30 protein-coding genes are annotated in these 25,888 nt (G+C 41.8%); 27 read left to right on the forward strand and 3 right to left on the reverse strand.

The genetic code is table 11. From position 1 onward, the window contains the following. Positions 1 to 26 precede the first annotated feature (26 nt). The 14 genes from DESLBE_RS22790 to DESLBE_RS22855 all read left to right on the forward strand — a co-directional run bounded on the left by DESLBE_RS22790 (position 27) and on the right by DESLBE_RS22855 (position 13,573). Positions 27 to 854 carry a dihydroorotate dehydrogenase electron transfer subunit gene (locus DESLBE_RS22790; RefSeq protein ID WP_172625483.1) on the forward strand — a complete coding sequence of 276 codons (828 nt, stop codon included), beginning with the start codon at positions 27 to 29 and terminating at the stop codon, positions 852 to 854. Further along, positions 844 to 1,788, forward strand: coding sequence for a dihydroorotate dehydrogenase (locus DESLBE_RS22795; protein WP_144678289.1), 945 nt, complete (start codon positions 844 to 846; stop codon positions 1,786 to 1,788). Before DESLBE_RS22790 ends, DESLBE_RS22795 begins: the two co-directional genes overlap by 11 nt. A gap of 160 nt (positions 1,789 to 1,948) precedes the next feature. Beyond that, positions 1,949 to 2,677 carry an orotidine-5'-phosphate decarboxylase gene (gene pyrF, locus DESLBE_RS22800; RefSeq protein ID WP_144678290.1) on the forward strand — a complete coding sequence of 243 codons (729 nt, stop codon included), beginning with the start codon at positions 1,949 to 1,951 and terminating at the stop codon, positions 2,675 to 2,677. A 49-nt stretch (positions 2,678 to 2,726) separates the two neighbouring features. After that, a complete protein-coding gene (gene pyrE / locus DESLBE_RS22805) occupies positions 2,727 to 3,332 on the forward strand; it encodes an orotate phosphoribosyltransferase (RefSeq protein WP_144678291.1) in 606 nt (201 codons plus the stop codon). A gap of 232 nt (positions 3,333 to 3,564) precedes the next feature. After that, the gene (locus DESLBE_RS22810; protein ID WP_144678292.1) at positions 3,565 to 3,945 is read left to right on the forward strand and encodes a transposase; all 381 of its coding nucleotides are present in this window, start codon (positions 3,565 to 3,567) and stop codon (positions 3,943 to 3,945) included. Positions 3,946 to 4,270: 325 nt separating this feature from the next. Then, a complete protein-coding gene (locus DESLBE_RS22815; protein WP_144678293.1) occupies positions 4,271 to 5,218 on the forward strand; it encodes a hypothetical protein in 948 nt (315 codons plus the stop codon). Between the two features lie 182 nt (positions 5,219 to 5,400). Then, a complete protein-coding gene (locus DESLBE_RS22820) occupies positions 5,401 to 6,258 on the forward strand; it encodes a hypothetical protein (RefSeq protein WP_144678294.1) in 858 nt (285 codons plus the stop codon). A gap of 214 nt (positions 6,259 to 6,472) precedes the next feature. Then, positions 6,473 to 7,873 carry a hypothetical protein gene (locus DESLBE_RS22825; protein WP_144678295.1) on the forward strand — a complete coding sequence of 467 codons (1,401 nt, stop codon included), beginning with the start codon at positions 6,473 to 6,475 and terminating at the stop codon, positions 7,871 to 7,873. Positions 7,874 to 7,980: 107 nt separating this feature from the next. Continuing rightward, entirely contained in the window at positions 7,981 to 8,691 is a 711-nt protein-coding gene (locus DESLBE_RS22830; protein ID WP_144678296.1) for a hypothetical protein, read from the forward strand. Positions 8,692 to 8,726: 35 nt separating this feature from the next. After that, positions 8,727 to 9,164 carry a hypothetical protein gene (locus DESLBE_RS22835; protein ID WP_144678297.1) on the forward strand — a complete coding sequence of 146 codons (438 nt, stop codon included), beginning with the start codon at positions 8,727 to 8,729 and terminating at the stop codon, positions 9,162 to 9,164. A gap of 548 nt (positions 9,165 to 9,712) precedes the next feature. Then, positions 9,713 to 10,846 (forward strand): group II intron reverse transcriptase/maturase, encoded by a 1,134-nt coding sequence (gene ltrA / locus DESLBE_RS22840; protein WP_144678298.1) that lies wholly within the window; start codon positions 9,713 to 9,715, stop codon positions 10,844 to 10,846. Positions 10,847 to 11,268: 422 nt separating this feature from the next. Then, entirely contained in the window at positions 11,269 to 12,096 is an 828-nt protein-coding gene (locus DESLBE_RS22845) for an RNA methyltransferase (protein WP_144678299.1), read from the forward strand. Positions 12,097 to 12,785: 689 nt separating this feature from the next. Continuing rightward, entirely contained in the window at positions 12,786 to 12,953 is a 168-nt protein-coding gene (locus tag DESLBE_RS26705; RefSeq protein ID WP_015944948.1) for a hypothetical protein, read from the forward strand. Positions 12,954 to 13,201: 248 nt separating this feature from the next. After that, complete coding sequence (locus DESLBE_RS22855; RefSeq protein WP_172625544.1) at positions 13,202 to 13,573, forward strand: hypothetical protein; 372 nt, start codon at positions 13,202 to 13,204, stop codon at positions 13,571 to 13,573. Between the two features lie 190 nt (positions 13,574 to 13,763). Here DESLBE_RS22855 and DESLBE_RS27180 read toward each other — a convergent pair whose 3' ends face one another. Together DESLBE_RS27180 and DESLBE_RS26710 are read right to left on the reverse strand one after the other, a co-directional pair. After that, a complete protein-coding gene (locus tag DESLBE_RS27180; protein WP_242659904.1) occupies positions 13,764 to 14,234 on the reverse strand; it encodes a hypothetical protein in 471 nt (156 codons plus the stop codon). Between the two features lie 339 nt (positions 14,235 to 14,573). Further along, positions 14,574 to 14,744, reverse strand: a complete 171-nt coding sequence (locus tag DESLBE_RS26710) for a hypothetical protein (protein ID WP_005811419.1) — start codon at positions 14,742 to 14,744, stop codon at positions 14,574 to 14,576. A gap of 161 nt (positions 14,745 to 14,905) precedes the next feature. Between DESLBE_RS26710 and DESLBE_RS22870 the strand changes: the two genes are divergently transcribed. Both DESLBE_RS22870 and DESLBE_RS22875 read left to right on the forward strand, forming a co-directional pair. Beyond that, positions 14,906 to 15,451, forward strand: coding sequence for a dihydrofolate reductase family protein (locus DESLBE_RS22870; protein WP_015944943.1), 546 nt, complete (start codon positions 14,906 to 14,908; stop codon positions 15,449 to 15,451). 199 nt (positions 15,452 to 15,650) lie between these two features. After that, a complete protein-coding gene (locus DESLBE_RS22875) occupies positions 15,651 to 16,607 on the forward strand; it encodes a 3-hydroxyacyl-CoA dehydrogenase family protein (protein WP_144678301.1) in 957 nt (318 codons plus the stop codon). Positions 16,608 to 17,419: 812 nt separating this feature from the next. Here the strand turns inward: DESLBE_RS22875 and DESLBE_RS22880 are convergent. Beyond that, positions 17,420 to 17,824, reverse strand: a complete 405-nt coding sequence (locus DESLBE_RS22880) for a PBECR2 nuclease fold domain-containing protein (protein WP_144678302.1) — start codon at positions 17,822 to 17,824, stop codon at positions 17,420 to 17,422. 258 nt (positions 17,825 to 18,082) lie between these two features. Between DESLBE_RS22880 and DESLBE_RS27370 the strand changes: the two genes are divergently transcribed. The 11 genes from DESLBE_RS27370 to DESLBE_RS22930 all read left to right on the forward strand — a co-directional run bounded on the left by DESLBE_RS27370 (position 18,083) and on the right by DESLBE_RS22930 (position 25,859). Continuing rightward, positions 18,083 to 18,337: a GNAT family N-acetyltransferase gene (locus tag DESLBE_RS27370; RefSeq protein ID WP_041272005.1), complete on the forward strand. Its 255-nt coding sequence runs from the start codon at positions 18,083 to 18,085 to the stop codon at positions 18,335 to 18,337. A gap of 34 nt (positions 18,338 to 18,371) precedes the next feature. After that, positions 18,372 to 18,569 carry a GNAT family N-acetyltransferase gene (locus tag DESLBE_RS27375; RefSeq protein ID WP_049769583.1) on the forward strand — a complete coding sequence of 66 codons (198 nt, stop codon included), beginning with the start codon at positions 18,372 to 18,374 and terminating at the stop codon, positions 18,567 to 18,569. A 365-nt stretch (positions 18,570 to 18,934) separates the two neighbouring features. After that, on the forward strand, positions 18,935 to 20,320 hold the full coding sequence (locus DESLBE_RS22895; protein ID WP_144678303.1) for a radical SAM protein: 1,386 nt from the start codon (positions 18,935 to 18,937) through the stop codon (positions 20,318 to 20,320). A gap of 230 nt (positions 20,321 to 20,550) precedes the next feature. After that, entirely contained in the window at positions 20,551 to 20,868 is a 318-nt protein-coding gene (locus DESLBE_RS22900) for a hypothetical protein (protein ID WP_015944938.1), read from the forward strand. Positions 20,869 to 21,202: 334 nt separating this feature from the next. Next, positions 21,203 to 21,661 (forward strand): GNAT family N-acetyltransferase, encoded by a 459-nt coding sequence (locus tag DESLBE_RS22905; protein ID WP_144678304.1) that lies wholly within the window; start codon positions 21,203 to 21,205, stop codon positions 21,659 to 21,661. A gap of 100 nt (positions 21,662 to 21,761) precedes the next feature. After that, complete coding sequence (locus DESLBE_RS22910) at positions 21,762 to 21,965, forward strand: DUF6366 family protein (protein WP_144678305.1); 204 nt, start codon at positions 21,762 to 21,764, stop codon at positions 21,963 to 21,965. Positions 21,966 to 22,125: 160 nt separating this feature from the next. Then, on the forward strand, positions 22,126 to 22,743 hold the full coding sequence (yqeK, locus tag DESLBE_RS22915; RefSeq protein WP_144678306.1) for a bis(5'-nucleosyl)-tetraphosphatase (symmetrical) YqeK: 618 nt from the start codon (positions 22,126 to 22,128) through the stop codon (positions 22,741 to 22,743). Between the two features lie 200 nt (positions 22,744 to 22,943). Then, positions 22,944 to 23,540 (forward strand): VanZ family protein, encoded by a 597-nt coding sequence (locus DESLBE_RS22920; RefSeq protein ID WP_144678307.1) that lies wholly within the window; start codon positions 22,944 to 22,946, stop codon positions 23,538 to 23,540. 107 nt (positions 23,541 to 23,647) lie between these two features. Further along, positions 23,648 to 23,812, forward strand: a complete 165-nt coding sequence (locus tag DESLBE_RS26715; protein WP_172625484.1) for a hypothetical protein — start codon at positions 23,648 to 23,650, stop codon at positions 23,810 to 23,812. Positions 23,813 to 23,967: 155 nt separating this feature from the next. Beyond that, positions 23,968 to 25,320 (forward strand): IS4-like element ISDha5 family transposase, encoded by a 1,353-nt coding sequence (locus tag DESLBE_RS22925; RefSeq protein WP_005808317.1) that lies wholly within the window; start codon positions 23,968 to 23,970, stop codon positions 25,318 to 25,320. A 50-nt stretch (positions 25,321 to 25,370) separates the two neighbouring features. Further along, on the forward strand, positions 25,371 to 25,859 hold the full coding sequence (locus DESLBE_RS22930) for a GNAT family N-acetyltransferase (RefSeq protein WP_144678308.1): 489 nt from the start codon (positions 25,371 to 25,373) through the stop codon (positions 25,857 to 25,859). Positions 25,860 to 25,888 lie beyond the last annotated feature (29 nt).

A 25,888-nucleotide genomic window follows, 5' to 3' on the forward strand; every position in this document is an offset into this window, starting at 1 on the left:
AATAAAAAAACGCCGGAAAGGACGGGATGGAAATGCTGGATAAGGCTGAAGTCGTTTCTCACCAAATCATGGGTGATCCCCGCTATAAAATCATGAAATTGGTTCTCCGGACCGATATTGCCCGGGAAGGGCAGCCGGGACAATTCGTTCATGTGCAGGTCTCCACGGGACTAGATCCTCTTTTGCGCCGCCCCATCAGCATTGCGGATATTGACCGGGAAGCTCGGGAACTCACCTTGCTCTATCGGATTAAAGGCAAAGGTACGGAAGTGTTGGCTCAGGCCAAGGCGGGGGAAAGGCTAAGTCTGATGGGCCCTCTGGGCCATGGGTTTACCCTGCCTGAGCAGGGAGAACTTATCCTCGTTGCGGGGGGAATCGGAGCTTTTCCCCTCCTTCCTTTAGCCAAGGCAGCCCGTGCGAAAGATATTCCTGTACGCTTGTATTGGGGCGGGGAAGATGAAGACTTCTTTACCAGTGCCGGACTTGGACTTTGGCAGGATGCCGGCATCCCGGTTTTCCTGAGTTCCATGGACGGAAGTATCGGGGCTAAAGGCAATGTTTTGGACCTTATTCGCGAAAACTCCTCAGATTTAGTGACTGCCCAAGGAGCGGGATGTTCAGTGGCAGTCTGTGGCCCTCAGGTGATGATGAAGGCTGTCAGCGAGCACTTTCTGCAAACAGGGGCCTCTGTGGAGGTTTCCCTGGAAGAACGGATGGGCTGCGCGGTAGGAGCCTGCTTAGGCTGCGTGTGCACCTTAAAGGATGAAAGCAGCGGTAGGATTTACAGAGGAAAAGTATGTCAGGACGGACCGGTCTTCCAAGGGAAGGAGGTGCTCTGGGATTATGAACAGTGAAAAGGGTGGAGATGACTCCATGAAGAAGGTTAACCTGGAAGTGAATCTAGGAACCTTAACTTTGAGAAATCCTGTGCTCACCTGCTCAGGTACTTATGGCTTCGGAGAAGAATATGCGCCTTATTGCCCGGTTGATAAATTGGGCGGAATTACTCTTAAAGGGCTTACCCCAGAACCCCGCTTAGGGAATCCTTTGCCGCGGCTGGCTGAGACTCCGGCAGGAATGCTCAATTCAGTAGGACTGGAAAACCCCGGCCTTGAGGAGTTTCTCAATTCCTATCTCCCCAGGGTGCGGCAGCTGCCTACTACGGTCATTGCCAATATCTCCGGATTTTCCTTACAGGATTATGAGACTATGGCCAGCGCTCTTCAATCCGGTTCGGGAATTGATGCCTTGGAAGTCAATATCTCCTGCCCTAATGTTAAGCACGGAGGAATGCATTTCGGCACCCATCCGGACAGTGCGGAAGAAGTGATTGCCTTGGTCAAAAGAAAGACGGATCTCCCCGTGATTGCCAAACTGTCCCCCAATGTCACGGATATTGTGGCAATGGCCAAAGCCGTGGAACGGGGAGGCGCAGATATTATTTCTATGATCAACACCCTGCTGGGAATGAGCATCGATATTGAAAAACGCCAACCCCTCTTAGCCAATAAGATGGGCGGTCTGTCAGGACCGGCCGTTCGCCCGGTAGCGGTACGGATGGTGTGGCAGGTGGCCCAGGCGGTAAAAGTCCCCATCATCGGCATGGGTGGAATTCTCACTTGGCAGGACGCCGTGGAATTCATGCTGGCCGGAGCCAAAGCAGTCAGCATCGGCACCGGGAATTTTGTGAATCCCCTTGCTCCTCTGGAGGTTATAGAGGGTATTGAGGAGTACTGCCGCCGTCAGGGCTTTGATGCTGTGGAGGAAATAGTGGGACTGGCTCTGTAGGTTGAGAAGGCGGATATAACCTTTGCCTGCTGTAGTGCAGTCGGTGCCGGCAGAGGATGAAAGCGGCTGTCAGCGGTATGGCGGATGAGTATTTTCGGAGAATATCACCTTTTGGGAGCAGCGAAAAGGGTAGACTTGGCGGAAAGAAAGGAAGATGGCAATGGAGCTGGAAAGAACTGTGTCGGAGAACAATAAAAAGGTCATGGTGGCCATGGATGTGAATAGCCGGGAGAAGGCTTTAGCTCTGGCTGACCAACTTCAGGGGAGCGGCTGCTGGCTTAAAGTGGGGATGGAGCTCTATAATGCTGCAGGTGCCGGCATTATCCGGGAACTGAAGGACAAAGGCTTCCCCATCTTCCTGGACCTGAAGCTTCATGATATCCCCAATACGGTGGAAAGTGCGGTACGGGTTCTGGCCGGATATGGCGCCGATATGCTCACTATTCACTGCAGCGGCGGTCATGATATGATGGCCCGGGCGGTCCAGGCCACCCATGAAGTCCAAAAGCAGAAGAACGCTGAGGAGCGGATGAAGATTATCGGCATCACGGTACTGACCAGCCTTGATGAAGAAAGGTTGCAGCAGGACCTGGGAGTAGGCAGAACCTTGCCGGATCAGGTGGTCGCTCTGGCCGAACTGGGTCAAAAGGCAGGTATTGACGGGGTGGTGGCCTCGGCTCAAGAAAGCCCAATCCTCCGCCGGCATGTAGGACCGGATTTCGTGGTCATTACGCCGGGGATTCGCCCTAAAGGCAGCGAAACTCATGATCAAGCCCGTACACTCACCCCCAAAGAAGCTCTGGAGGCCGGGAGTTCCTATCTGGTAGTAGGCAGACCCATTACCCAGGCACCCAATCCAAGGCAGGCTTTGGAGCAGCTCTGGGATTAGGGTTTACATGAAAAGGTAAAGTGCAGCGATGGAAAGGAGTTTATGATCTATGACAGTATCGAACACATCCCTATCCCCTGAAGAGGTTTTAAACATATTCAAAGAAAGTGAAGCTTTATTGGAAGGGCATTTCTGGCTGACCTCAGGGAGGCATAGCCGTCAATATATGCAATGCGCCAAGGTTCTCCAATATCCCCATCATGCAGCCCGTTTAGGAGAAGCTTTGGCAGAGTCCTTCGGGGACCAGGGGATTGACCTGGTGATCGGGCCAGCCATGGGGGGGATCTTAGTCGCTCATGAAGTCGGCAAGGCTTTGGGAACCAAAGCCATCTTTACCGAGCGGGAGAATGGAGAAATGAAGCTGCGGCGGGGCTTTGAACTCCAACCGGGCCAAAGGGTTCTGGTGGTGGAAGATGTGATCACTACCGGGGGTTCCGTCCGGGAGGTTATCGAGGTGGTCAAAGCCTATGGTGCGGAACCTGTGGGAGTAGGGGTGCTAGTGAACCGGAGCGGCGGGAAAGCTGATTTTAGCGTGCCTCTGGCTTCGCTGCTGGAGATAGAGATTGAATCTTTTGAACCTGAAAGCTGCCCTCTTTGTGCTGAAGGGATTCCGGCTGTTAAACCGGGAAGCCGGGCAGTGCCGGCGGGGGAGTAAGAGGTTTTTCTTATGGCCACAGCAGTCCTTTTCGCGGGGATTTTACCTGGTGTTGAGCTGTCGGAATTGGCTAAGGTTTGTTGATAGAAGTTTGCAGATATATGACAGGTGCTCCCCTTAAGACAACAGTTTTTTTACTGTCTATCCAAGGGGAGCATACTCATTTAAGGTATATCTGGTGGAAGGGGTTCTTTAAAAAGCTATCTTCCCGGAAAGAGGAGTGAGGACTCCAGTGTCAAATAGTATACATACAATCAAGCATGGGCAATGGAAGGACTATGCCAACCAGAATAAAAAGAAAGTTATGGAACTTGATGGAGGAGAATTTATTCGTAGATTTTTACTTCATGTGCTCCCCCTTAACTTTATGAAGATCAGGCACTATGGAATTCTCAGTAACCGTAATAAAAAAACAAAACTCGTAAGGTGTAAGGAGATTTTTAACCTCGAAAAGGAAGAAGCATCAGAGGCAAGACACTCATGGGAAGAGTTGATTCTAGAGATTAAAGGGATCGATGTTCGGGTGTGTCCAGTATGTAAAACAGGCAGAATGATTAGAAAAGAAGGCATAACCCCCAAGGCCTATTCCCCGCCCAATAGGATAATTGCTTAAAAATTTGACAAAATTCCCTGGGATAATTATGCACCTTTTTAGAGAAGATTAAAATTTCGAGAGGAAATTCCTGTAACTATAGCGAAGTGTATTGGTACTTCCATAATTTATGTGGTACATTACTACGAAGCATTTTACAAGGGATACACTATTAATCCCCCATAGATTGCTGGTGCGGCTTCGTTCAACGAAAGTGTATCTGCATTTGAGGAAAAATGAGGTTAAGGAATCTTAGATATATCGCTCAAATTCAGATACAATCCTAAGATGTTAGACGCAATTTCGCAGTGAGCGGATTTCTTTTGTAAAAGAGGAGGATCTTTCTTTGGGGTATGATTCAAATAATCACTTGTCAACGGGAATAAATACAAAGGAAGTTAAAGAGTTTCTTATAATTCTAGGATATAAACAAATAAGTGGTAACATTTATTACTTTTTTAAAGATGATAATTATAAGTACCTAAATGGTGTAAGGGCAGAAATAATTGAAAAGGAAGATGGAAGATTAATTGTTTGGACTAGAACAAATATATGGTGTACTAAGCATGACCTAGACTTTCAAAACTTTACGATAAAGCAAATAAGAAAGAGATTTGGCGGAAATTTTGCTACCGATAATGGGACAAACAGATACTTTGTTCCTGATCAACCAAATAGAGTTAATGCTGAGGCTGGTTGTTATTTAGCCCATGAGCGACTTGATAATGATTTTGTGACTGCAAGATTATACCTCGAAATGGTTAAACAATCTGAAGACAGATTTAAAAGCATACCTGTTGAATATCTCAGAAAAGAGCATCCTCTAGTTGTTGCAACAAATATGCTATTACCTTTTTTAGTATCAATTATTGAAGACTATTTTAGAAACACTTACGTAGCTCTATTAAAGTATTCTGAAAGAAAATCAAATATCTTTAAGAATTTTAGGCCTCATCCAGATGATCTTCTGAAAGTAAGCTCTAGTGAGATATCTATTGAAGAGGCGGTAGCGAGAACTATGTCTTTTCAAAACATCAATAAGATTTGTTCTTATTTTAAGGAGCTTGATCCAAGATTAGATATATCAGGAACTTTACGTAAGCCATATCGTCGTCGAAAGGAATCATTGTTCCAAACTTTGGATAGGATTCTCGAACACAGGCATGGTATTATTCATTGGAGGGAAATGATAGTTAGTTATGATTTGAAATCAGCATATAAAGATATTGATTCTATTCGAGTGGCATTAGACCAAGTTTATGAGTACTTAGTGAATACATATGAGTGGAACTAGTTTTGGAGTATGCATAACCGCGTCTAACACGTCCGTTCCCGAAACTCAGAATATATGAATGCAGTAAGACGCTTCGGGACGGCGGAACGTTAAATGAAATTGGTCGCAGGAACGCCGCGCCGTCCTTGGCGCGAAAAATCGGCTGTTATTATAAATATTTTAAGGAGAGCTGTGGTGAGGGTATGAATATAAAAGAAGCGATTATTTCTTTTATAAAGCGGAAATGGTGGTATTTAGTCCTTCTAATATTGAGTACTAGCTATGTTTTTTATTATAGAAATAATATTTATCAATTAAAAGAGTTAAATGCCACGAATTTAATTTTTATTCTTTGGCTTATCCTTTTATTGCTTCCTTTGTTTTCTGAAATGGAGTTTTTTGGTATAAAATTTAAAAAAGAAGTTGAAAATGCAAAGGCTGAAGTAAAAGAAAGTCTTAATGATCTTCGTATGCAAATTATGGACATAAGAATTTCCAATTCTAATGCTAATACAATAAATTTTGGGAATGGCCTTCTGCCTACTGAACAAAAGCTTAAGGAATTGATAGAGGAATTTATAACGAACTCGAATGCTACAAATGATAATCTTAGTGAAGAAGGTTCTTCACAAACTGTTGAGTTATCTCCAGATACCTTTTCAAAATTCAAATTTGATGTTCCACAGGAATCCATTTATTTATTCAAAGTTAGATTAATGCTTGAAAAAACTCTAACAGATTTATGTGAAAAGACAGATTATAATGGCCGTAAATCGATGTATGAAATGATGAAACATTTATCTCGGTGTGAAATATTAAATGGTAAAACGGTAGATTTGATTAGCCAAATCATAAAAATTGCTAACAGAGGCGTTCATGGCGAATTAATTAGTAAAGAGTACATTGATTTTATAAGTCAAGTTATACCAGAACTCCAAAAGCAACTTGACGAGGCCAATTCAAGATTACATTACTGCATCTGCCCAAGGTGTAAGTATTCTGGATATTCTCGATACGAAAACGCTTGTCCGAGATGTGGATTCATGAGTGATGATTACTAAATCAAAAATATATTCTGATTGCTGATCGGTTTAAGGAGTCGCCGTCCATGGCGACTTCTGAGTATGGGGGCGACCAACTTCACTTAACAGAGTGTTTGCGACACTTTGCCAATATGAATGTAATTGGGACGCGTCGCAAACACTCAAAACGTTAAGTGAAATTGGTTAATAGTTCCGATAAATATTAAATTAAGAAAGCTTTTTGGGGGAGATTATGGGCGGAAAAGAGACTATCCGAGGAATAATTATTCAGGGATTAATTTGTAGTCAAGAAATATTTAATGAAAATTATAGAATTGTAAAGTTTGATCCGTCATACGACAACACAGATAATAAAAAGAAGGAAATTAATAAAGTAGATATTCTATTAATTGATAATGACAATAAAAAGCATGTGTTACAGGTCAAATCTTCAATTAATAATTTTACTAAGAAGCAAATAGAACGGTGGATAAATGAACTAATTAAGGATATTGAGGCAGATTACTATGTGCTTTATTTAGTAGGGACTCCTAGCAAAAAGTGCAGAGATTATATCTCAAAAGTAAATAATAACAAAATAAAAAATATAAAAATAAAATGCGATTCTCTAAAGATCGATAGCCTTGAGAATGAAATAATTAAACGAGCAAAGGATTTTATGGAAAAAAATAATATTTGGCAATCAGATGAGAACTTAGATAAAAACATGCAAATTTTGAACTATATTTTATTCGAAAGTACATTGAAAGAGGAAGCTTTAGAAATTGAATCGCTAATAAATAGATTGTTAATTACTGATAACTCTGATATAAGAGATTTTTGTATTTTGGTTAGAGACAGACTGTTAAACAGAGTTAAAAAAATCCTAGAATTTTACACAAAGACTTATTCGTTATTCGGGTTCGGTTCGAAAGAAGCAGCAATTACTTTAAATAAAAGCATAAAGGAAATTATAAGCATAGATAAGGAAACTGAAAATCAGATTAAAGAAGTTTTAAGCTATATAAAGGTAGAGGAAAGTTTTTTTCATTTTTTATGCAATGAATACTTGGAAAAAGAAAAAAAGGCGATAGATATCTTTCTTGCAGACTTAAGCACTCCTCAAATTTTTTATCATTCGAAATATAAAATGACCTACCACTTAAGGCTTAGAAATGAAATTAACAAATTGATATTTAGTTTTAACGCAATTGATCAAAAAATTTCAAAAAAGTATTGTCTAGAAAATCATTATTTTAATCCGTTTGAGAATCAGGATGATACAATTTTTCGATACTCTGATGATGAAGAGTTGAAAAAAATATTATACAATCTTGAATTTAAAGAACAGGAATATCCAAGAGTTGTATCTTATACAGATGATTTGGAAAAAAGAAATTTAATAGATAAAATCTTGAAAGGCGAAAGTGTGGCTCTGCTACTTAATGAGAATTTCGATCAAGAAAAAATGTTCGATACTATTGTGTTTGAAAATGAAGCATTTACCAAAGAAGGTAGTTTTTCACCGCAACTTTATATGAGATATGTAATTTTTTTAATGAAAGTATCAAATAGTATCAAAAATAAGTTGGAGAAATTCAAAAGTAGATCAACGATAAAATATATTTTTATTGAAGAAACTCAGAGGGACTAACCAACTTCACTTAACAGGAAGTTTCCAAAACTTTGAATAGATGAATGTTGTATGGCGCTTCGGAAACTCCCAGAACGTTCTACGACATGGGAAGGGGTGCGCCATCCGTGGCGCGCAATTATATAAAAGAATGGAGTGGGATTTTTATGGGATTAAATCCAACGATTGATCAATATCTGTTATCCACTTGCCTTTTTATTATTGATGAATTTGATGAGCAATATCGTGATTTGGAAAGGACTCAACTTAAGAAAATTGCAGATGAAAAATTCAACGAAATGGATATATGTGTTCGTGTTGGCTATCCATTCAAGCAGATGGCTCATTATACGGTCGGTGATAGTGGAAATAGAACAAAAAGCAAAGTTAACAACGATATTGATATAGACTCAAAGGATTTCAAGATAGAAGTTAAATACCTTAAAAATTGGAGAAGTGCATCTGGAACAAGCTCTGCGAGTAAGAACTGGATTGTATATCAAGAAGATTTTGATTGGTTATTGCAAGAAATAAGTGAGGGTAAGAAAGGCAAAAGAGCTTTCATTATCGGGTGGTTTAACTGTGTCGAACGATTTTCACAATTGATTCAATTAGGTGAAGGTAATGGAAGTAAACCATTAGCCAGTGAACGGAAGCTTTGCTACTTTCCATTCTTAAGAAAAATGACAGTTCCTACATATACAACTGACTTAGTTTATAATTATAACAGTGCATATAAGCCACTACCTGTTAATTTAATTGGAGAAGCAGACCAAGAGCTAGATTGTTATTTTTTGGGAAATGAGAAAGATGTTTTTCATTTTGCAATTTATTTTTGAAAACAATCAGAAAGCATAATTGGGGATGATTAACTATGGCAGATATGAATCAAATATTAGGAGTTTCAAAAGAGATATTAAAATTTACCAGTCCTCTTACTTGGCTAGTTGTTGATACCACTGAGAAGATAATAAATAAGACAAATACTGTGTCAAATAACGGGAATCTTGATGAAATGAAAGAGGAAGCATTAAGACAGGAAATATCGCTCAGAATGTTAGAAGCACAGGCAAGGGTTGCACAGGAAATATCAATTGCCCGAAGGATTGATACTGCAGAAGAAGTTATTATCGAAGAGTTCTATGATAAAAGCGGTGAAGGTGGAATCGGTCTTAATCTTAAGGAAGAAGGCACTTCACTAGGTATGAATGCTTCAGGAAGAAGTATTACCAAAAGAGTTTATACATTCAAAGGCTGGCGTGATGGCGGGTTAGAAGCTGTTGAAAAGATGATTGTAAAAGATAAAGAATAATTATTTTTCTGGGGAAGAGTGCCATCCGTGGCACTTTCTGAATTGAGGGCCTTCCCACGTTGTAGAACAGCGAATTCTCAGTGCGTCCTGGCAGGTCGTACGTTCTAGCTGGGGAAGATCCAGCCAGGGTAAGGTTTAGCCAACCGCCCTGTATCGAGTCTTGGAGGCATTACAGTAATGTAATACTTTAAGCGTAGATAGAAAGTCGGCGAGGTAGAATTGACTGGATGGTAGCCAGCAGTGAAAGGTATTGAGCCCCGAAAATGCTGTAACTAACGAGAGTGGCCGAAGCGGTTGGGAATCGTGGAAGGCAATAGCCATTTGTGCGGACAGCAAGTACAAATAGACACCTCCGGGGTCTAAGGCCCTACCTAGCTGAACATTAAGAATGTGCGGAAACCCAGGGAGATCCCAGATTGGTCTTTTCGCAAGGAGAGTATGCCAGACAAGCTGAAGAGGTAAGGAAGGCAAAAGCCACTGGGAAGTCGGATTACTCCAGTAGTACCGATGACTTCAGGTAATGCTGAACGAGGAAAGGGGAGTAACATATGGAACCGTTTGCAAAGGACACACTGCCTGGACACAGAACCGGGGAAACGGTGAGAACAAAACCTGCAAGCATAGCACAAAGGGCGAAAAGAGATAAACTCAGACCACTGGGAATCCCGACCCTGGAAGATAAATTGGTACAGAGCGTATTAGCCATAATCCTAGAAAACATCTACGAACAAGACTTTCTGGACACCTCCTATGGATTTAGACCTGGAAGGAAGCCCCACGATGCGCTTAAAGATTTAAGCAAGAACATAGGAACAAAGAAAGTTGGATTTATTGTAGATGCGGATATCCGTGGATATTTTGACCATGTCGATCATGAATGGCTAATGACAATGCTCAAAGAACGAATAAGTGACAGCAAGATACTGAGGTTGATCAAGAAATTTCTCAAAGTGGGAATAATGGAAGAAGGAAAACGAGCGAATACAGACGAAGGAGTTCCTCAGGGCGGAAGCCTATCGCCATTGTTAGGGAACATATACCTACACTACGTACTGGACTTATGGTTCAGTAAAGTGGTTGTGAAGCACTGTCAAGGGGAAGCGTACCTCACGCGATTCGCAGATGATTCAGTAGCCTGCTTTCAGTATCAAAGAGATGCCCAACGATTCTATGAGGCGTTTGAGAAGAGACTTGGAAAGTTTAACTTGGAAATAGCTCAGGAGAAAACCCGAATCATCGAGTTTGGAAGATTTGCCGAAAGGGATATTAAGAGGCGTGGAGGGCGAAAGCCGAAAACTTTTGACTTTCTTGGATTTACACATTACTGTGGAAAAAACCGTAAAGGTCGCTTCAAGCTAAAATGGAAAACAGCGCGAAAGAAATTCCAGGCAAAAGTCACGGCGTTCACAGAATGGATAAAAGCCAATAGGAACCTACCCCTGAAGGATATTTGGGAGAACGTCAATTCCAAACTCAGAGGACATTTTAACTATTATGGGGTAAGCGATAACTGGCGAGGACTCCTGAAGTATAAGAAAGAAGTTGAGCGAGTACTTTGCGAATGGTTAAGACGCAGGAGTCAACGGAGCAAGCTTACATGGCCGTGGTTTAACCAGTTGAAGAAGATATACCCGATAGCTCAACCAAAATCACTCATCAATCTCAATTCAGCATTTGTGTAAAGAGGAACGTATGGGGAGCCGGATGCCTTAATTGGGCACGTCCGGTTCTGAAAGGGGCGTGACTCCAATCAAAAAAAGGAGAGGAGGCCGTCTACTTACCAAATCTGAGACGATATGAATGTAATAGGTACTGTCAATAATCTTTCATGTAGTAATCAGACTTCGGGAATTCACGGGACGTTATATGACATTTCCTTCAAGACCGCCCGCCGTCCATGGCGGGATATAGACGAGAACTTAATTTCGTACTTGTAGATTATTATTTCGTAGTGGTAGAAAGGTGTGTCTTATATGCAATATAGTGTAGTTAATAGTATAGTATATTGATGGTGGTGTAATTCTTACTTACGGTAAAAAAGATTTTATATTGCAAAAAATCAAGGTTTATATATTTCCACTAACCTCGAACATAAGGAGATAAGATGTCAAATATCATTGAGATAAGCGATTTTTCATTGCCCAATTTGGATGTCTTTGCTCGCCTGACGGAAACGCAGCTGCGCAACCGGTTGGAGCCGGAGATGGGCATCTTTATTGCGGAGAGTACCAAGGTAATTGGACTTGCCCTCGACGCGGGATGCGAGCCTATTTCACTTTTGATGGAGCGCAAATATATTGCAGGGCAGGCGCGCGGTATAATCACCCGCTGCGGAGATATCCCCGTCTATACTGCCGATAGAAACCTGCTGGCAGGGTTGACCGGCTTTCAGTTGACCCGCGGTGTGCTGTGTGCCATGCGGCGTCCTCATTTACCCAGCGTTGAGGAGGTATGTGCCGATGCAAGTCGGGTGGCTGTGCTTGAGGGGATTGCGGATTCCACCAACATGGGAGCCATTTTTCGCTCGGCTGCGGCTCTAGGCATCGATGCCGTGCTGCTTACCCCTTCATGCTGTGACCCATTGTGCCGGCGTGGGGTGAGGGTGAGCATGGGTACCATCTTTCAAGTGCCATGGGCTCGTATTGGCAGCGAGCTCTCCCAGTGGCCGCAGCAGGGCATGAAGATTCTGCGCAAGTTGGGCTTTAAGACCGTTGCCATGGCTTTAAATGATAAGGCTGTCAGCATAGACGATCCCCAGCTCATGGCAGAAGAAAAACTTGCTATCGTATTGGGTTCAGAAGGTAATGGACTGGCGCCCTGCACGATTGCTGACTGCGATTACACCGCGTGCATCCCTATGTCCCATAACGTGGACTCTTTGAACGTTGCTGCAGCCAGCGCCGTGGCTTTTTGGCAGCTCAGGGTGCGGTAGGGCAATTAAGAGTCAGGATGCCTTCAAAAGAAGAGCTGCAACTGTGCAAAGGAGAAGGGCTGTCCGAAATAGGTACGCGCGTACTTATTTCGGACAGCCCTTTTTGAGGATGAGGGGTGTGGCCTCAAAAAGAAATAGGACCCCAAGAAAAAGAGGTCTAAAGATTGCATTTTCCCTTAAAAAAGCTATAATTAGGACTAGGTGGAAATTAAAAAGTCGCCGTGACCTAAGAGTGTTAGAGCACCCTCAGGCACGAGCAGGTGGTACCAGCACCTACACGTAACAGTCTAGCTGTCCACGACGACATTCTTATTATACAATGGGGCTCCTTTCTGCACAAGCGAAGCACCTGTGCCGGAAGATGGAGTGGGTATAATGAGATATTGGCTGTCGGCAGAAGAGACTGTGCGGCTTCACGCAACAGGGGATACAGCCTATTCCTGACCCAGGGAGCGGAAGGGGAGTGTTCGCAGACTGATGATGCGGAGCTCTTGTCTGTTCACAGCCGGTTTGTTTCCGGTTGATTGGGGCTGGGTGTTAGGATTTCAGCAGATAACGAAGCATAGCGCATGTGTAGGGTGAAAAAACCTCGCATGCGCTTTTTAATTTCCCCTATCAAAGCAGACGGCAGGACCGGGCATGATCCCGGCTGCCCTGCCGCTGCTTGACGTAGGGGGTAATAGAGGAACATGACGGATTATAAAAGGATGTATTTTCAATTGGCGGCTAAAGTCGCCGATGCCATGGATATCCTGCTTAAAGCACAACAGGAGGGCGAGAAGGAATTCATGGATGGAGAGAGTCTTTCGGAGGGGAAAGTCATGGTCATTCCAGAAGAGCGCGGTGAGTGTGACTAAGGAGGTTTGTCCCCAAATGCGACAACGTTGTCGCATTTGGGGACATGTTTATTGAGCTTGCTTTGTGGGTGTAGGGCTGCCACGGGTGCACCAGTTTTTTTAGGAGCCTTTTTTAAAAAAGGAGTGAGGACTTCGGTGTCAAATAGTCTACGTATGGGTGAACGGGGGAATTAGCTTTAGGGTCGTCTTTTTTGCAGCTATAAATTCACAGTTGTAACAAAGAAAAGGGGGGAGCCACAGTGAAAGGCATGATACAGTCTTTTCGAGAAATGACTATCATTGGCAGAGTAGGGGTATTGGTGGGGATAGTTGCTTCTGTAAGCGGGATTGCTTTAAGTGTGATACTTTGTTTATTTAATCCATATGTTGGCGGTATCGCTAAGGAAACAATACCAGTAGCCCTTTTTGGCCTTGGACTACCGGCGCTTATGGTAGGTGTTGCCTCACTGTATGGGATGTTTTGGTTGAGCTGTGTTGCGTTTATTTATTCCCTGCCCCTTAGTTTGTACTTAGCAGGAACCCCTGGTCTATTCAGGTTTTTTCTGCCGGTTTCAATAGGCTATTTGATATTGGCTATTACGTTAAGGGTTGATCAGAAACTAAGGAACGTAAGGCATTGAAAGCAGCAGGTTGGAGCGAAACTCTTTTGTATCCGCTCCAGTTCAGCTATTATAAAATTAAAATCCAATTCAGGGATTTTTTTGATGAAGCCATCTGCGTTGATTAATTGGCTTAGGTCTGATTTCATTAAAGGAATCAGCTTATAGCCTTATACCCAGGAAGGTTTGGTTAAAAACATTGGCGATGACATTATTCTTCTTCAACAATATAACGGTGATCTTTATTGCTCTTGTCAAATAACAACTTCCCATTCTTAATGGCAAGAGGCTTTACAGTGGCCTTTTCTAACTGTTTAGGAGTTAAGGATAATTTCTTATAGCCCTGTTCTTTGGTAACGGCACTCAATGTTTCCTCCTCCTTAGGTTCAAAATGATTTCCTTCATTGTTCATCATATCACCTTCTAAACAACCGTCCAATAAGTAGTATGCCCATGATTTGCCACTTAGAAGATTTAAAATAGGTGCGTCCATGAGCGGATTAGGAATTGGTGTGATTTTTACACGTTTGTAGGATTTTGTGGCTAACTCGCCACTGACTAAACTAATAGGAAGGTGAAATTGTGGATATGAAAGATGAACAGGATAAGCATGAGAAACATAAAAGAGAAGAATATGAGAAACATCCCATGATAAATTTTGTGGATTCAGTAAACCGTTCATAGTTTGGCGACTTAAGGAGATTAACTCAGGGTGGTTGCCTTAATCAGATTATGACTATTATAGTCATTGCGGTTTTATTTTTGATCTTCCAATTTATAAACAAGTGAAAGTATTGGTATCTGGTTACATTTTACATCGTGTGAATGTTGGGTCCCAATTGGAAATTGTTTAGATAGGGAACTTCGCTTAACACAGAATTCGCCGCAACTTAGAGGATGATGGATGGGGTTAGGATACTGTGGGAATGGCGAAAATGTTAAAAAAACAGAGACCCCAATAAATGAGATCTGCTACTTAGGAAATCGCTCTTTTAGCCAATGTGACAGTTCGAGGATGTATTTACTCGGCTAATTTCTTAAGGAGCTTGGAATGATCTGAAGTAACTTCCTTAAGTGCTTTAGCAACTTGTCGCTTATGCTCATTAGAAGAGTTTGGTTGTGCGCTGTCTTTAGGTTCTTTTGGAATAGCCATATCAACATCCCCCTCAGCCTTAGCCTTATCTTTATCCATAGTGTACCACCCTTCGTGATTTAGAACAATTGTTAGTACTATTATTATTCAAATTGAAGAGATATAGTCTTAAGACTATAAAGGGGCGAGGGAATACTTCAGCTAACACGTCCATTGCCGCAACTTAGAAAATATGAATGTAAGGTGGAGGTGATCATTGGATGAGACGGGTGCGATACCAGGTCGCGTGTAGCATGGATGGCTATATCGCGGCACCGAACGATGGTTTTGATTGGATTACCCCAGAGCCCTCGTTCGATTTTGAGGCGCTGTATGCGCAATTTGACACGTTGCTGATGGGGCGACGCACGTATGAGATCGTACGCGCAACGGGCGAGAGCTTTCGCGGAAAGCAAGTGATCGTGGCCTCACGGTCGCTTCGGCCAGTGGACCATCCTGATGTTGAGATCGTGAGCGAGGGACTTGAAGCACGAGTCCGAGAGCTTCGTGGGCAACCTGGTCGAGATATCTGGCTCTACGGCGGAGGGAATCTCTTCTCCCAACTTCTCGCCTGGAATCTGGTTGATACATTCGAACCGGCAATTATACCGATTCTTCTGGGAGGTGGGGTGCAGTTGCTCCCTCCACACGGGATACGTCGGTGTTTGGAGCTCGTTCGGCACCGTGCCTATCCCAGTGGGATGCTTCTCCTCGAATATAAGGTGCAACAGGCTGGGGAAGGTACGAATGAATTTTCCAGAGGATAGTCATAGTGTCAAACATAGTCACGGTTTTTCGAGGTTTATTTGAATGTAGTCGAGTAAGTTTATACTTCATGGCTGATTTTCAAAAAGTGGTTGCGACTATCCACTAGTCTTATATATCGTAAATATGCGGAGGTTCAGGGATCCGCGTCCATGGCGGCCTCTGGATCTGGAAGATTATGTTCCAAGGGGAGTGTTTGAAATGAATGTAGAAGGTATTGGAAGAATCTGTAACTTGGGAACGGGTACAGTTGGTCCTGGTATAACCCTAACATTCGCTCTAGCTGGATATGAAGTTAATATGTATGGCCGCTCGAATGATAGTATAAAGCGTGGTATGAATGCAATTACGGATATGCTTAAAAAATTTCGGGAACATGGTTTAGTTAAAGACTCAGATATTCCGGAAATCATTGGACGAATAAAAGGCGTTACAACATTAGAAGAAGCAGCTGATGGTGTTGACTTCGTTATCGAATCAATTGTCGAAAACCTTTCAGCTAAGCAGGAAATATTTGCTAAAATGGAGAGGTTATGTTTAGTTAATACTATCTTTGCTTCAAGTACCTCGGGTCTAACCACATCGGCAATTGCCGAAAGCCTGGAATATAAAGAACGTTTTATCGTTGCCCATTTTTGGAATCCACCGCATCTCATACCATTAGTAGAAATTGTTCCTGGACAATACACTTCCCAGAACACCACTAATATTACGTCAAAATTATTACTTAAGATTGGCAAAAAACCAGTAATCTTAAAGAAGGAAGCTTTAGGTTTTATCGGTAATCGTCTACAGTTTGCTATGCTTCGAGAGGCACTTTCTCTAATAGATTCAGGGGTTGCCACGAAAGAAGCAATTGATACAACGATTAAGTATGCTCTAGGTCGTCGCTTATCTACAACTGGTCCACTTGAGAGCGCCGATTTAAGTGGCTTGGATATTATTTATGACATTTCTGCTTATCTATTTAAAGATCTTTGCAACGATACAAGTGTTTCACATACATTAACAGAACCCATTGACGAAGGTAGGCTTGGTACAAAAACTGGTTCAGGATTTTACGAATGGACGCCAAATTCATTGTCTAAAATTAGCAAGGTTCGGGAAGATAACCTAATTGAATGGTTAAAGAAAGATAGGAACGGCTATCTAGAATAGAAGGTGACGAACTTCACCTAACAGCGTATTTCCAAAATCTGAGACAATATGAATGTAGTAACCAGACTTCGGGAATACGCAGAACGTTATCCGAAACCTACACAAAAGGCTGCGCATCCATACGTGGATTACGGAGTGTGGCTTCTGGTGCACACTTGTAGAATTAGACGAATTAACGGAAAAGTATTTATTATAGGAGGGTTTAAGTCCCTACAAGTACCCTTACTATATTTTCAACCAGCTGCCGGGTGTAGAGTTCGGCCAGTATCCAATTTCCGTCCAACAGATAATTCATAAACTCCTATTTATGGTTTAAGGCATAACTCAACGCCTGACCCAATTTCGATTTGGGCAGGACTTTATCCGCAAGCGATGTAGATTTTCTCAGCGCCTGAGAGATTACCGAACATGATGGAGAGCCCGCAAGGTGTTTTCGATCAGGGTGGGATATGCGGTATTCCGGATCTCCAGAGTGACAGACCCAGAATGGACAACAATACTTGGTGAGGGGTCTTCGTTCGTAGGGCCGAAGTCGACGGCGGGGGTGGGAAGCGTGAGTGGAACAAAGAGTTGGTTTTGGATTAGTTTTTGTAGAAATGAGAAAAGACCCCCTTTGCGGAGGTCCTACTTAGTGAAGGTTATTTGGTGGGGTGGCGTATCCCACATCTCTTTCCAAACCACAAGGGCGTGACAGATGCCTGTTCTGTCCTCAAATAACCTTCATTTATATGCTTATGTTTAATTATCTATATTATACACATTATCGTTGTTCATGGTCAATAATTTGTTGTTATCTAATAGTTAAATAATTGCTATTGTACCTTTTTTGCTGTTCCAGATTTAATATAAATTTCTAATTTAGATTGAGTAATTGGGAAGATCGATTTAACCCAAAGGTTGCCATGTTGACGCACTCTTACGGCAACCAAAATAATTTCATCTACCATTTTAATAAATTCAATACTTTCTCCATTCGGATGCAAAGCTACATAATCTGGAGAGGCTACTATTTCAGGAGCCATTTCAATATGCTGTTTATATTCATCATAAGAAGCAAACTTGTGTTTGTGTTTTTCAGTATACTTTATTTTATCTTGACCTATTATTATCTTGGTATTTTCTTGTATATTTAAATTTAATAATTCAATTATTTTTTTATTGAGGTTACCTATATGATATGAGTTTTTATTTATATTTTCAAGATTGAATTTTTCCACAAGATTTACCTACCTCTTTTTATTCTCTACTACAATTAGACAGAAAGGAGGGAAATCCTGTATGTTCAGAGAATTATTTGCATAAGTTTTCATAGAAGCATGGAAAATTTCGGCTAACAGTGAATTCACGTAACTTTGCATAGGTGCATGGGGAAAGACGCTACGCAAATTCACGGAACATTATATTACATTTCTGCAGGGCCGCCCGCCATCCATGGCGGAATTTATTGCTGATTATTTTTGCAGGAGCTGATCATTTTGACTATATTTCTTCCAATACAATCCGCACGTCTAACTTTAAGGGGGTTTAAAGAAGAAGATTTAAATGAAATGCATTATTACCTTTCTGATTCAGAAGTTCTTCATTTCATGATGCAAGATGCCACTACAGAAGAAGGCTCAAATGCATATATAAATAGGTTCCTTCAATTTCAGAAAGATAATCCTCGCATCTTTGTGCGATTTGCTATAATTGAAAAACTTAGCAATTGTTTAATCGAGAGTGTGGTTTGAACATGCCTAATATTCAACACAAAGAGGGGAGCTTGTGTACAGGCTTAATAAAGAATATTGGGGAAAAGGATATGCTACTGAAGTAGCAAGTGAGGTTGTGAGCCTGGGATTTGAAAAGTTAGGCTTACATAGAATTGAAGCAATGTGTGATTTAAGAAATGCCTCATCTATAAAAGTCTTGGAAAAGATAGGTATGATAAAGAAGGTTGCTATAGGGAACATAGATGGATAAAAGGGTGGTGGAGAAACTCGGTAGTATACTCTATTTTAGATAGTGAATATTATAATCGAAAATGAGCGGTATTAAAGGGTTCTTTGAGGACATTAAATGGATTTTGGAGTCATCGATCCAAAAAGTGAAATGTACGCCTTATTGGGTTTAGATCTCCTAATGAGCGTTGGCGTAGTAATAAACCTAAAGGATTTAACATTAACATTTGACGCATAGAAGAACAATCTTTAAGGGAGCCGCTATCCATGGCGGCTTTCTGGCTAGGGGGCACCGTTTCCTGTAACAGCGTATTCTCAAAATCTAAGATAATGTACAGGTAGAAACCAGACTTCGGACACGCAGGGCGTCATGCGAAAGCCCAGTGAATGATTACCTTTGTAGACAGGAAGATTGGAGATATTATGCCGACATTGCTAATGATTACTCCTGAAAACTCAGAAATTAATAAATTCAAAGCCCATCAATTGAATAACTTTACCCAATTAACCATGCCATATCTTGCCGGGTTCGTTCCAGAAGAATATAGCATAAGGTTATTGGATGAATATACAGAACCAATCCTCTTCGAAAAGGTTGACTTGGTTGCGATTACTGTAAATACGCCAAATGCTCCTCACGTTTATAGTGTTTCTAAAAGGTTTCGCGAGCTGGGGGCTTGGGTAGCTTTAGGTGGACCGCATGTGACTTTAAATCCGGAGGAAGCAGCTTGCCATGGCGATACTATTTTCGTAGGGGAGGCTGAAGAAACCTGGCCTGAATTCTTAAAAGACTTTCTTTCCGGGAACATGCAAAAAGTTTACACAAGTCTACAGGTTCCCAGCCTTGATGGTCTGCCGATACCTCGTAGGGATTTGATTGTTGGCCATAGATTTACAAGCGGTGCTGTTTTTGCTTCACGGGGGTGCCCACATAATTGTAGTTATTGTAGTCTTAAGAAAATCTATCATAATAAGCTTAGAACCCGCCCAATTGATGAGGTAATAAAGGATATAGGCAGTATGCCCAATAAGTATTTCGTCTTTTGGGATGACAATTTCTTTGCCGATCCGGTCTACACGAAAGCCTTATTGAAAGAGTTGGCAAGGTTAAACAAGAGATGGGCTGCACAGGTAACGGCGTATAGTTGCGAGGATGAAGAACTGCTTAGCCTGGCAAAATCCGCAGGGTGTTTGTACTTGTTTCTGGGTCTGGAATCATTTTCTGAACAGGGGCTTAGAGATGCGAATAAGAACTTTAATAAAATAGAAGAGTATGGGAAGGTTGTAAATAAACTTCATCGACATGGAATCAGTATCCAGGCTGGTATTGTTTTTGGATTTGACTCTGACACATTAGACGTGTTTGAAACAACCCTAAAAGCGTGCAATAAGATCGGGGTTGATGGGGTAACGGCAAGCATTTTAACTCCTTTCCCAGGAACCAGTATCTATGAGCAGTACAAAAAAGAAGGCCGATTACTTGACGTTGATTGGGATCATTACAACGGTAAAACAAGGGTTGCGTATGTACCCAAACGAATGAACTGTAAGGAATTGTTAAATGGCTATAACGAATTTAGAGGAAAGTTCCACTCGTGGAGGAGCATAGTAAAGCGAATAAGCAAATCACGGGTTAATATCTTTTATAGTCTAGCCATGAACTACGGTTATAAACGGGCATATCGTAATTTTACCAGATTAGGTATTGGAGAGAGAAGTGATGAAAGCCTGGGCCAGCGCATGGAACAGCATTTACGAAACTGGCCAAGATGAAGGTAAGCATGACGCTTCGTGAATACCTGGAACGTTCTAGGACATATCGTGCAAAGGCAGCGCCGCCCATGGTGCGGGAAGCAACTTGGCGTATTTTTGCATTAAGGGATATGGGAACTTGGAACTAAGCTATAGGCTCAAATTAAGACTCGTGGGAAGGAGTCATAAGTGATGGTTCATCCCATAGTCATTATATAGAGTAATGAGGGTATTGCTTTGGAGGTGAAGATTTGAAAAAAGGTATAATTTTAACAGCTTCGGTTTTGGCATTGAGTTTGGCTTTGGTTGGTTGCAGTAATGTGGAAGTAAGTGTAGAGAAAAAGGAAGTAAGTGTAGAAGAAAAGGACCAAAATACTTTATCCGTAGAAAGCGTACAGTTGGAACGAAAAGTTATTATTAGAAATTCTATAGCCGATCCTTTGCCCGCAGAGGCTCAAAAAGCTCTGTCTCTGCCGGGTAAAGGTGGTCCACAACAACTGCCGAATGTTGATTTAAGCACTCCAATCATAATTACTAAGATGCCTTATCCTGAAATAAACAAACCCTAATAAATTTACCTTATCCCAGCGTTAGTCCGAGTTTGTCAACACCACCTTACTTCTCATTATTTTTTATGCCGCAGAAATCTTTATCTCGGCTCAAGGCAGCACCGTCCATGGCGCAGTCCTGGTCTGGGGACACGATAGGTCGTAGAAAAGCGTATTACCGACACTGAGAAGAGATGGAAGCAGTAGGGCGCGTCGGGAATACAGAGAACGCTCTAGGACATATCGTGCAAAAGCCGCGCCATCCTTGGGGCTGATGAAAAGAATTTGTGGTATTCTTTCGCATTTGTTTGAGAAGGTGAAAGAAAGTATTGCTTATACCATGAGGAGATAACAAATGAGGATTATTTCAATACGGCAAGAACCTGATTATAAAGAAGTTGCGGCAAGATATATTCATAGTAAATGGGGAAATGAAACCAACTACCCGTTGTATCAAGATAGTATTTTTGGTTGTGTAAGTATCGGGGAGTCTGTACCATATTGGTATCTGCTGGAAGATGACGAGCACATCATAGGGTGTATAGGTCTGATAGACCATGATTTTATCAGTAGAACGGACTTATCACCATGGCTGTGTTCTCTTTATATTGAAGAGCCCTACCGCGGAAAAGGGTTAGGAGCTCTGCTGATTGAGCAGGTTAAGAAAGATGCTGCACAAGAGGGCTTTAAGAAAATTTATCTTTTCACTGATTTAAATGGGTTTTACGAGAAATATGATTTCCATTATATTGGCGAAGGCTTTTATCCTAATGGAGATTCTTCTAAGGTATATGAAGCCAACCTTGATGAATGAGTATAATTTATTTTTTGTGATTTAATACACACAACGATAAGATCAATAGGGAAAGGGAGTACATACTCACTGCTGACTAAACTAGCAGGAAGGTGAGATTTTGGATATAAAAGATGAACAGGATAAACATGAGAAACGCAAAAGAGAAGAATATGAAAAAAAGCCAATGATAAATTTTGCAGACTCAGTAAACCGTGCACAGTTTGGTGACTTAAGGGGACTAACACAAGGTGGTTGCCTTAATATTACTACAGTCATAATCATTGTGGTTTTATTTATTCTTTTCCAATTCATAAACAAGTAAAAATGTATTTAGAGTAAAATTGAATTACCCGTATATGTTTATTTCGAGGTATTCATAGCATGTGCAACAAATCTGACGAAGGGCTCAATGGTCCGCCGTCCATGGCGGGCCTCCGCGGGACGTTAGACGAAAGTCCCAGTAACCAACAGGAGGTTTTTCGGTGCATAAGTCTTTGGCAAATGCTTTCGAGGGATTTTCATTTTCAGGAGATATTACTTCTGATGCATTGGGCCTTCTTCATCATCATGGACGAGAAGACGTCGCTAAACATGTATTAGCAGTGGCTAAGACAGCTCAACGTCTAGCCCCAATATATGATGTGGATTCGGAAGCAGCATATAGCGCAGGATTACTGCATGATATTAGTTTGATTTTTTCAACGTCACAAATGCTACAAACCGCTCTTGATTTAGGTTTAGAACCAGTTGCTGCGGAAAAAATGGTGCCATATTTGCTTCATGGCAAATTATCTGCAGCCATAGCGGAAATTGTTTTCGAAGTGAAAAACGATAGTCTCGTTCATGCGGTTAGCTGCCATACAACCCTCTGTGCTAAGGCAACGACACTTGATAAAGTAGTGTTCCTTGCAGATAAAATGTCTTGGGATCAAGAACATTCCCCTTTTAAGCCTGAACTTGAGACTGCATTGGAAAAGTCTCTGGACGAGGCGGTTGGTGTTTTCTTAACTTGGACATGGAAGCAGAAAGATAAATTGGACGCTATACATCCATGGCTTATTGATGCCTGGCAGGATTACAAAGTAGGGGATTATGCATGACATAAGGCGGACCTTCGTCTAACAGTGTGTTCTCAAAATCCTGAGACAATAGGCAGATAGTAACTAGACTTCGGAAACAGGCGCAATGCTGTACGGCGGACACGTTTTAAGAGGAGGGCAGGAATGAGAAAAAAGTTATGTGTTGGGCTTTGCATCATTCTTGTATTTGGTGTTTTAATTCTTAGTGAAGGATGTTAGATATGTTCGAGGTAATTGTGTTTGGGGTTGTATTGGGAGGCGTTCCGTGGGTTGTGCTTCGTGGCATCTGTTTGTTATGGAGTAAGAACTATAAACATATATCAATCAGCAGAGAGTTACTGGTGATGGCCTTTGTTATTTACAGCCTTGCGGTAATCAGAGTGACGATATTTTCGCTTCATCCAAGTGCAGGTTATGGGCAAAGTGGTACTCCCTCTGTTAACATCATCCCCTTTACAGAAATGTTCAGAGGATTTCATCCGAACCATTTTTCGTTTGGGTATATGATAAGGCATTTGGAGTCGAATCTTATTGGCAATATTCTGTTGCTGCTCCCCTTAGGTTTCTTCTTACCAACGCTTTGGAGTAAGTTTAGGTCATCTAAAAGAACCGTGTTAATCGGTATTCTTAGCTCATTGTCAATAGAAACTGCCCAATACATATTGGCTTACCTTGGATTAAGCAGCGGGAGGGCATCAGACATCGATGATGTGATACTTAATTCTATAGGAGTGATAATTGGATACATGGTATTCCAAGCAATTTCCTGTGGGATAAAATGTTTCCGCAAATACAGTACATTTAATAGAGTGGATTAAGTATTTCTTGTGGAACCATATCCCATCAGATAACACGGCGTTCCCGCAAGTGGAGGATGATGCCAGTGGTTGGACGCGGCAAGAACTCTTGAAAGGGGGGAATTGATATGATGCAAAATATGGGAGGTTTCATAGGAGGCCTTGGGTATTTAAGTATTAGTTTAGGGTTTATCAAATCAATATTAGAAGTTCTACTTTATATATCAGCAATTATTGTATCATTTAAAGCAGTGCAAGCTTTAAATATATATATCAAAAAAAATTCTAGATAACTCAACTTTCGCAGCGCGAAAATCTGTTCAAACTCAGTCTACTACTGGATTAGGCTAAAAATATTTTGTTCATTGACAGAAAAACACCTTTCGAATTGGTAAAATGGAAGTGACCAAACAACCATAATTTCCAAAACAGAAAGGTGCGTATCTCCATGTTACAACACAACTCTCTGCCTGAACAGCATCAAAATCAGCTTTCTTTAATTTTTTCTTCCCTTAAGCTTAGTCAGCTGCTTCGAGCCGCTGGGATCCGCAAGTCCTATGGGGTTTCAAGCTTCGTTGTCTTCCAAATCATTTTCCAACTCGTTTTTCAAGGTCGAAATCTGTTTCGGCTGTTAGAAGGAAGCCGGGCAGAATCTCTTCCAGGTAAAGATGTTGTTTATCGGTTTCTCAATGACTCTCGGTATAACTGGAGGCGTTTTTACCAGTTACTCAGCCTCAAGATGGTCGGACGCTTTGAAAAGCTCACCTCTGCGCAGCGTATCCGTGTTTTTATCGTAGATGATTCTGTAATGGAGCGCGAACGAAGCAAGAAAGTTGAACTCTTAGCCCGAGTGTTTGACCATGTTTCGGGCCGCTTTGTTCGCGGTTACACCTTACTAACCTTGGGCTGGTCTGACGGGTTCAGCTTCGCACCCCTTGATTTTACATTGATGAGTTCTGCAAAAGCTAAAAATCGTCTTTGTGAAATGAGAGAGGACTTAGACAAACGCTCCGTAGGCTATAAGCGTCGCCTGGAAGCGATGAGCCCTAAACCGGACACCGTGGTTCAAATGCTTGAACGAGCTCTCAAAGCCGGATTCTCAGCGGATTACGTCCTAATGGATAGTTGGTTTACCCATGCTCCACTTTTGCAAAAGCTAAGGGATAAGGAGCTTCACGTTATTGGAATGGTTAAAGAACTTAAGCAGCGTTATCTCTTTGAAGGAAAATCACTCAGTTTACGAGAGCTCTACGCGAGAGTCCCAAAGAACCCGAAAGCAGAAATACTGGGTTCAGTGCGTGTTCATACCCCTTCAGGCTTAGCTTTAAAAGTTGTTTTCGTCCAGAATCGAAACAACCGAAGAGAGTGGTTAGCGATCTTAACCACCGATCTTTCCTTAGAAACTACTGAAGTCGTAAGAATTTACGGGATGCGTTGGAGTATCGAAACGTTTTTCAAAATGGCCAAATCGCATTTGAAGCTAGGAACTGAATTTCAGGGCCGATCCTTCGATATGATGGTTAGTCACACAACCATAGTCTTTACCCGTTACCTCATCCTGGAGTGGGAACGAAGAGAAAACAATGATGAACGCTCTCTTGGGGGACTCTTTTATCTTTTTGCTGATGAGGTTATGGATTTAGACTTGAAAACAGCACTACGTCAGTTAATGACGTTTGTTCTTAATCTACTACCCAATAAACCAGAGAATAACGAATCACTCAGTCAATTACAAAAGTGGATTGCTGCATTACCCAGTTATATCAAGGCTCTATTCCCTCAACTGGGGTGCGAAAGTTGAGTAGATAATATAATGGCGCATCATTCGGCGCGGATGGGCGGGAGAATAGAATGAGCAACTATTTAATTAGGGAAATACAAGCGCATGAGTTAGGAATACTTGAAGATATGCTTTATGAGGCTATTTTTCAACCCGATGAAAATAACCTTTTGCCAAGGAAAGTCATCAAACAACCTAAAATCGGTGTTTATATAGACAATTGGGGAAAACCCGATGATTTGTGCCTTGTTGCAGATGTTGACAAAAAAATTATCGGCGCCGTTTGGACAAGAATTTTAGCAGGAAATATCAAAGGCTATGGGAATATAGATGACCAAACACCGGAATTTGCCATTTCCTTAGTTAAGGAATATAGAGGCAAAGGCATTGGAACTGTTTTGATGAAAATGATGATAGAAAAGCTGAAAGAACATGGGTACAAGCAGGCTTCTTTGAGTGTAGCGAAGGATAACTACGCTCTAAAAATGTACCAAAATGTAGGCTTTGAGATTTTTGCCGAGCAAGAACAGGATTATTTAATGTTGCTGGATTTGAATTAGACACCTTATCTGCGGGAAGGGCCAAGATG

It is taken from the genome of Desulfitobacterium sp. LBE (genome assembly GCF_007830365.1).
In the GTDB taxonomy this organism is placed as follows: Bacteria; Bacillota; Desulfitobacteriia; order Desulfitobacteriales; family Desulfitobacteriaceae; genus Desulfitobacterium; species Desulfitobacterium hafniense.

Excerpts from the sequence above, each read along its gene's own strand:
- DESLBE_RS22925 (WP_005808317.1), top strand. The coding sequence starts at position 23,968 with ATGTTACAACACAACTCTCTGCCTGAACAGCATCAAAATCAGCTTTCT.
- DESLBE_RS22905 (WP_144678304.1), top strand. The coding sequence starts at position 21,203 with ATGAGGATTATTTCAATACGGCAAGAACCTGATTATAAAGAAGTTGCG.
- DESLBE_RS22930 (WP_144678308.1), top strand. The coding sequence starts at position 25,371 with ATGAGCAACTATTTAATTAGGGAAATACAAGCGCATGAGTTAGGAATA.
- DESLBE_RS22790 (WP_172625483.1), top strand. The coding sequence starts at position 27 with ATGGAAATGCTGGATAAGGCTGAAGTCGTTTCTCACCAAATCATGGGT.
- DESLBE_RS22835 (WP_144678297.1), top strand. The coding sequence starts at position 8,727 with ATGGCAGATATGAATCAAATATTAGGAGTTTCAAAAGAGATATTAAAA.
- DESLBE_RS22870 (WP_015944943.1), top strand. The coding sequence starts at position 14,906 with ATGAGACGGGTGCGATACCAGGTCGCGTGTAGCATGGATGGCTATATC.
- pyrE (WP_144678291.1), top strand. The coding sequence starts at position 2,727 with ATGACAGTATCGAACACATCCCTATCCCCTGAAGAGGTTTTAAACATA.
- DESLBE_RS26705 (WP_015944948.1), top strand. The coding sequence starts at position 12,786 with ATGACGGATTATAAAAGGATGTATTTTCAATTGGCGGCTAAAGTCGCC.
- pyrF (WP_144678290.1), top strand. The coding sequence starts at position 1,949 with ATGGAGCTGGAAAGAACTGTGTCGGAGAACAATAAAAAGGTCATGGTG.
- DESLBE_RS22845 (WP_144678299.1), top strand. The coding sequence starts at position 11,269 with ATGTCAAATATCATTGAGATAAGCGATTTTTCATTGCCCAATTTGGAT.
- DESLBE_RS22820 (WP_144678294.1), top strand. The coding sequence starts at position 5,401 with ATGAATATAAAAGAAGCGATTATTTCTTTTATAAAGCGGAAATGGTGG.
- DESLBE_RS26710 (WP_005811419.1), bottom strand. The coding sequence starts at position 14,744 with ATGGATAAAGATAAGGCTAAGGCTGAGGGGGATGTTGATATGGCTATT.
- DESLBE_RS26715 (WP_172625484.1), top strand. The coding sequence starts at position 23,648 with ATGATGCAAAATATGGGAGGTTTCATAGGAGGCCTTGGGTATTTAAGT.
- DESLBE_RS22825 (WP_144678295.1), top strand. The coding sequence starts at position 6,473 with ATGGGCGGAAAAGAGACTATCCGAGGAATAATTATTCAGGGATTAATT.
- DESLBE_RS22875 (WP_144678301.1), top strand. The coding sequence starts at position 15,651 with ATGAATGTAGAAGGTATTGGAAGAATCTGTAACTTGGGAACGGGTACA.
- ltrA (WP_144678298.1), top strand. The coding sequence starts at position 9,713 with ATGGAACCGTTTGCAAAGGACACACTGCCTGGACACAGAACCGGGGAA.
- DESLBE_RS27180 (WP_242659904.1), bottom strand. The coding sequence starts at position 14,234 with ATGAACGGTTTACTGAATCCACAAAATTTATCATGGGATGTTTCTCAT.
- DESLBE_RS22920 (WP_144678307.1), top strand. The coding sequence starts at position 22,944 with ATGTTCGAGGTAATTGTGTTTGGGGTTGTATTGGGAGGCGTTCCGTGG.
- DESLBE_RS22795 (WP_144678289.1), top strand. The coding sequence starts at position 844 with ATGAACAGTGAAAAGGGTGGAGATGACTCCATGAAGAAGGTTAACCTG.
- DESLBE_RS22895 (WP_144678303.1), top strand. The coding sequence starts at position 18,935 with ATGATTACCTTTGTAGACAGGAAGATTGGAGATATTATGCCGACATTG.
- DESLBE_RS22855 (WP_172625544.1), top strand. The coding sequence starts at position 13,202 with ATGATACAGTCTTTTCGAGAAATGACTATCATTGGCAGAGTAGGGGTA.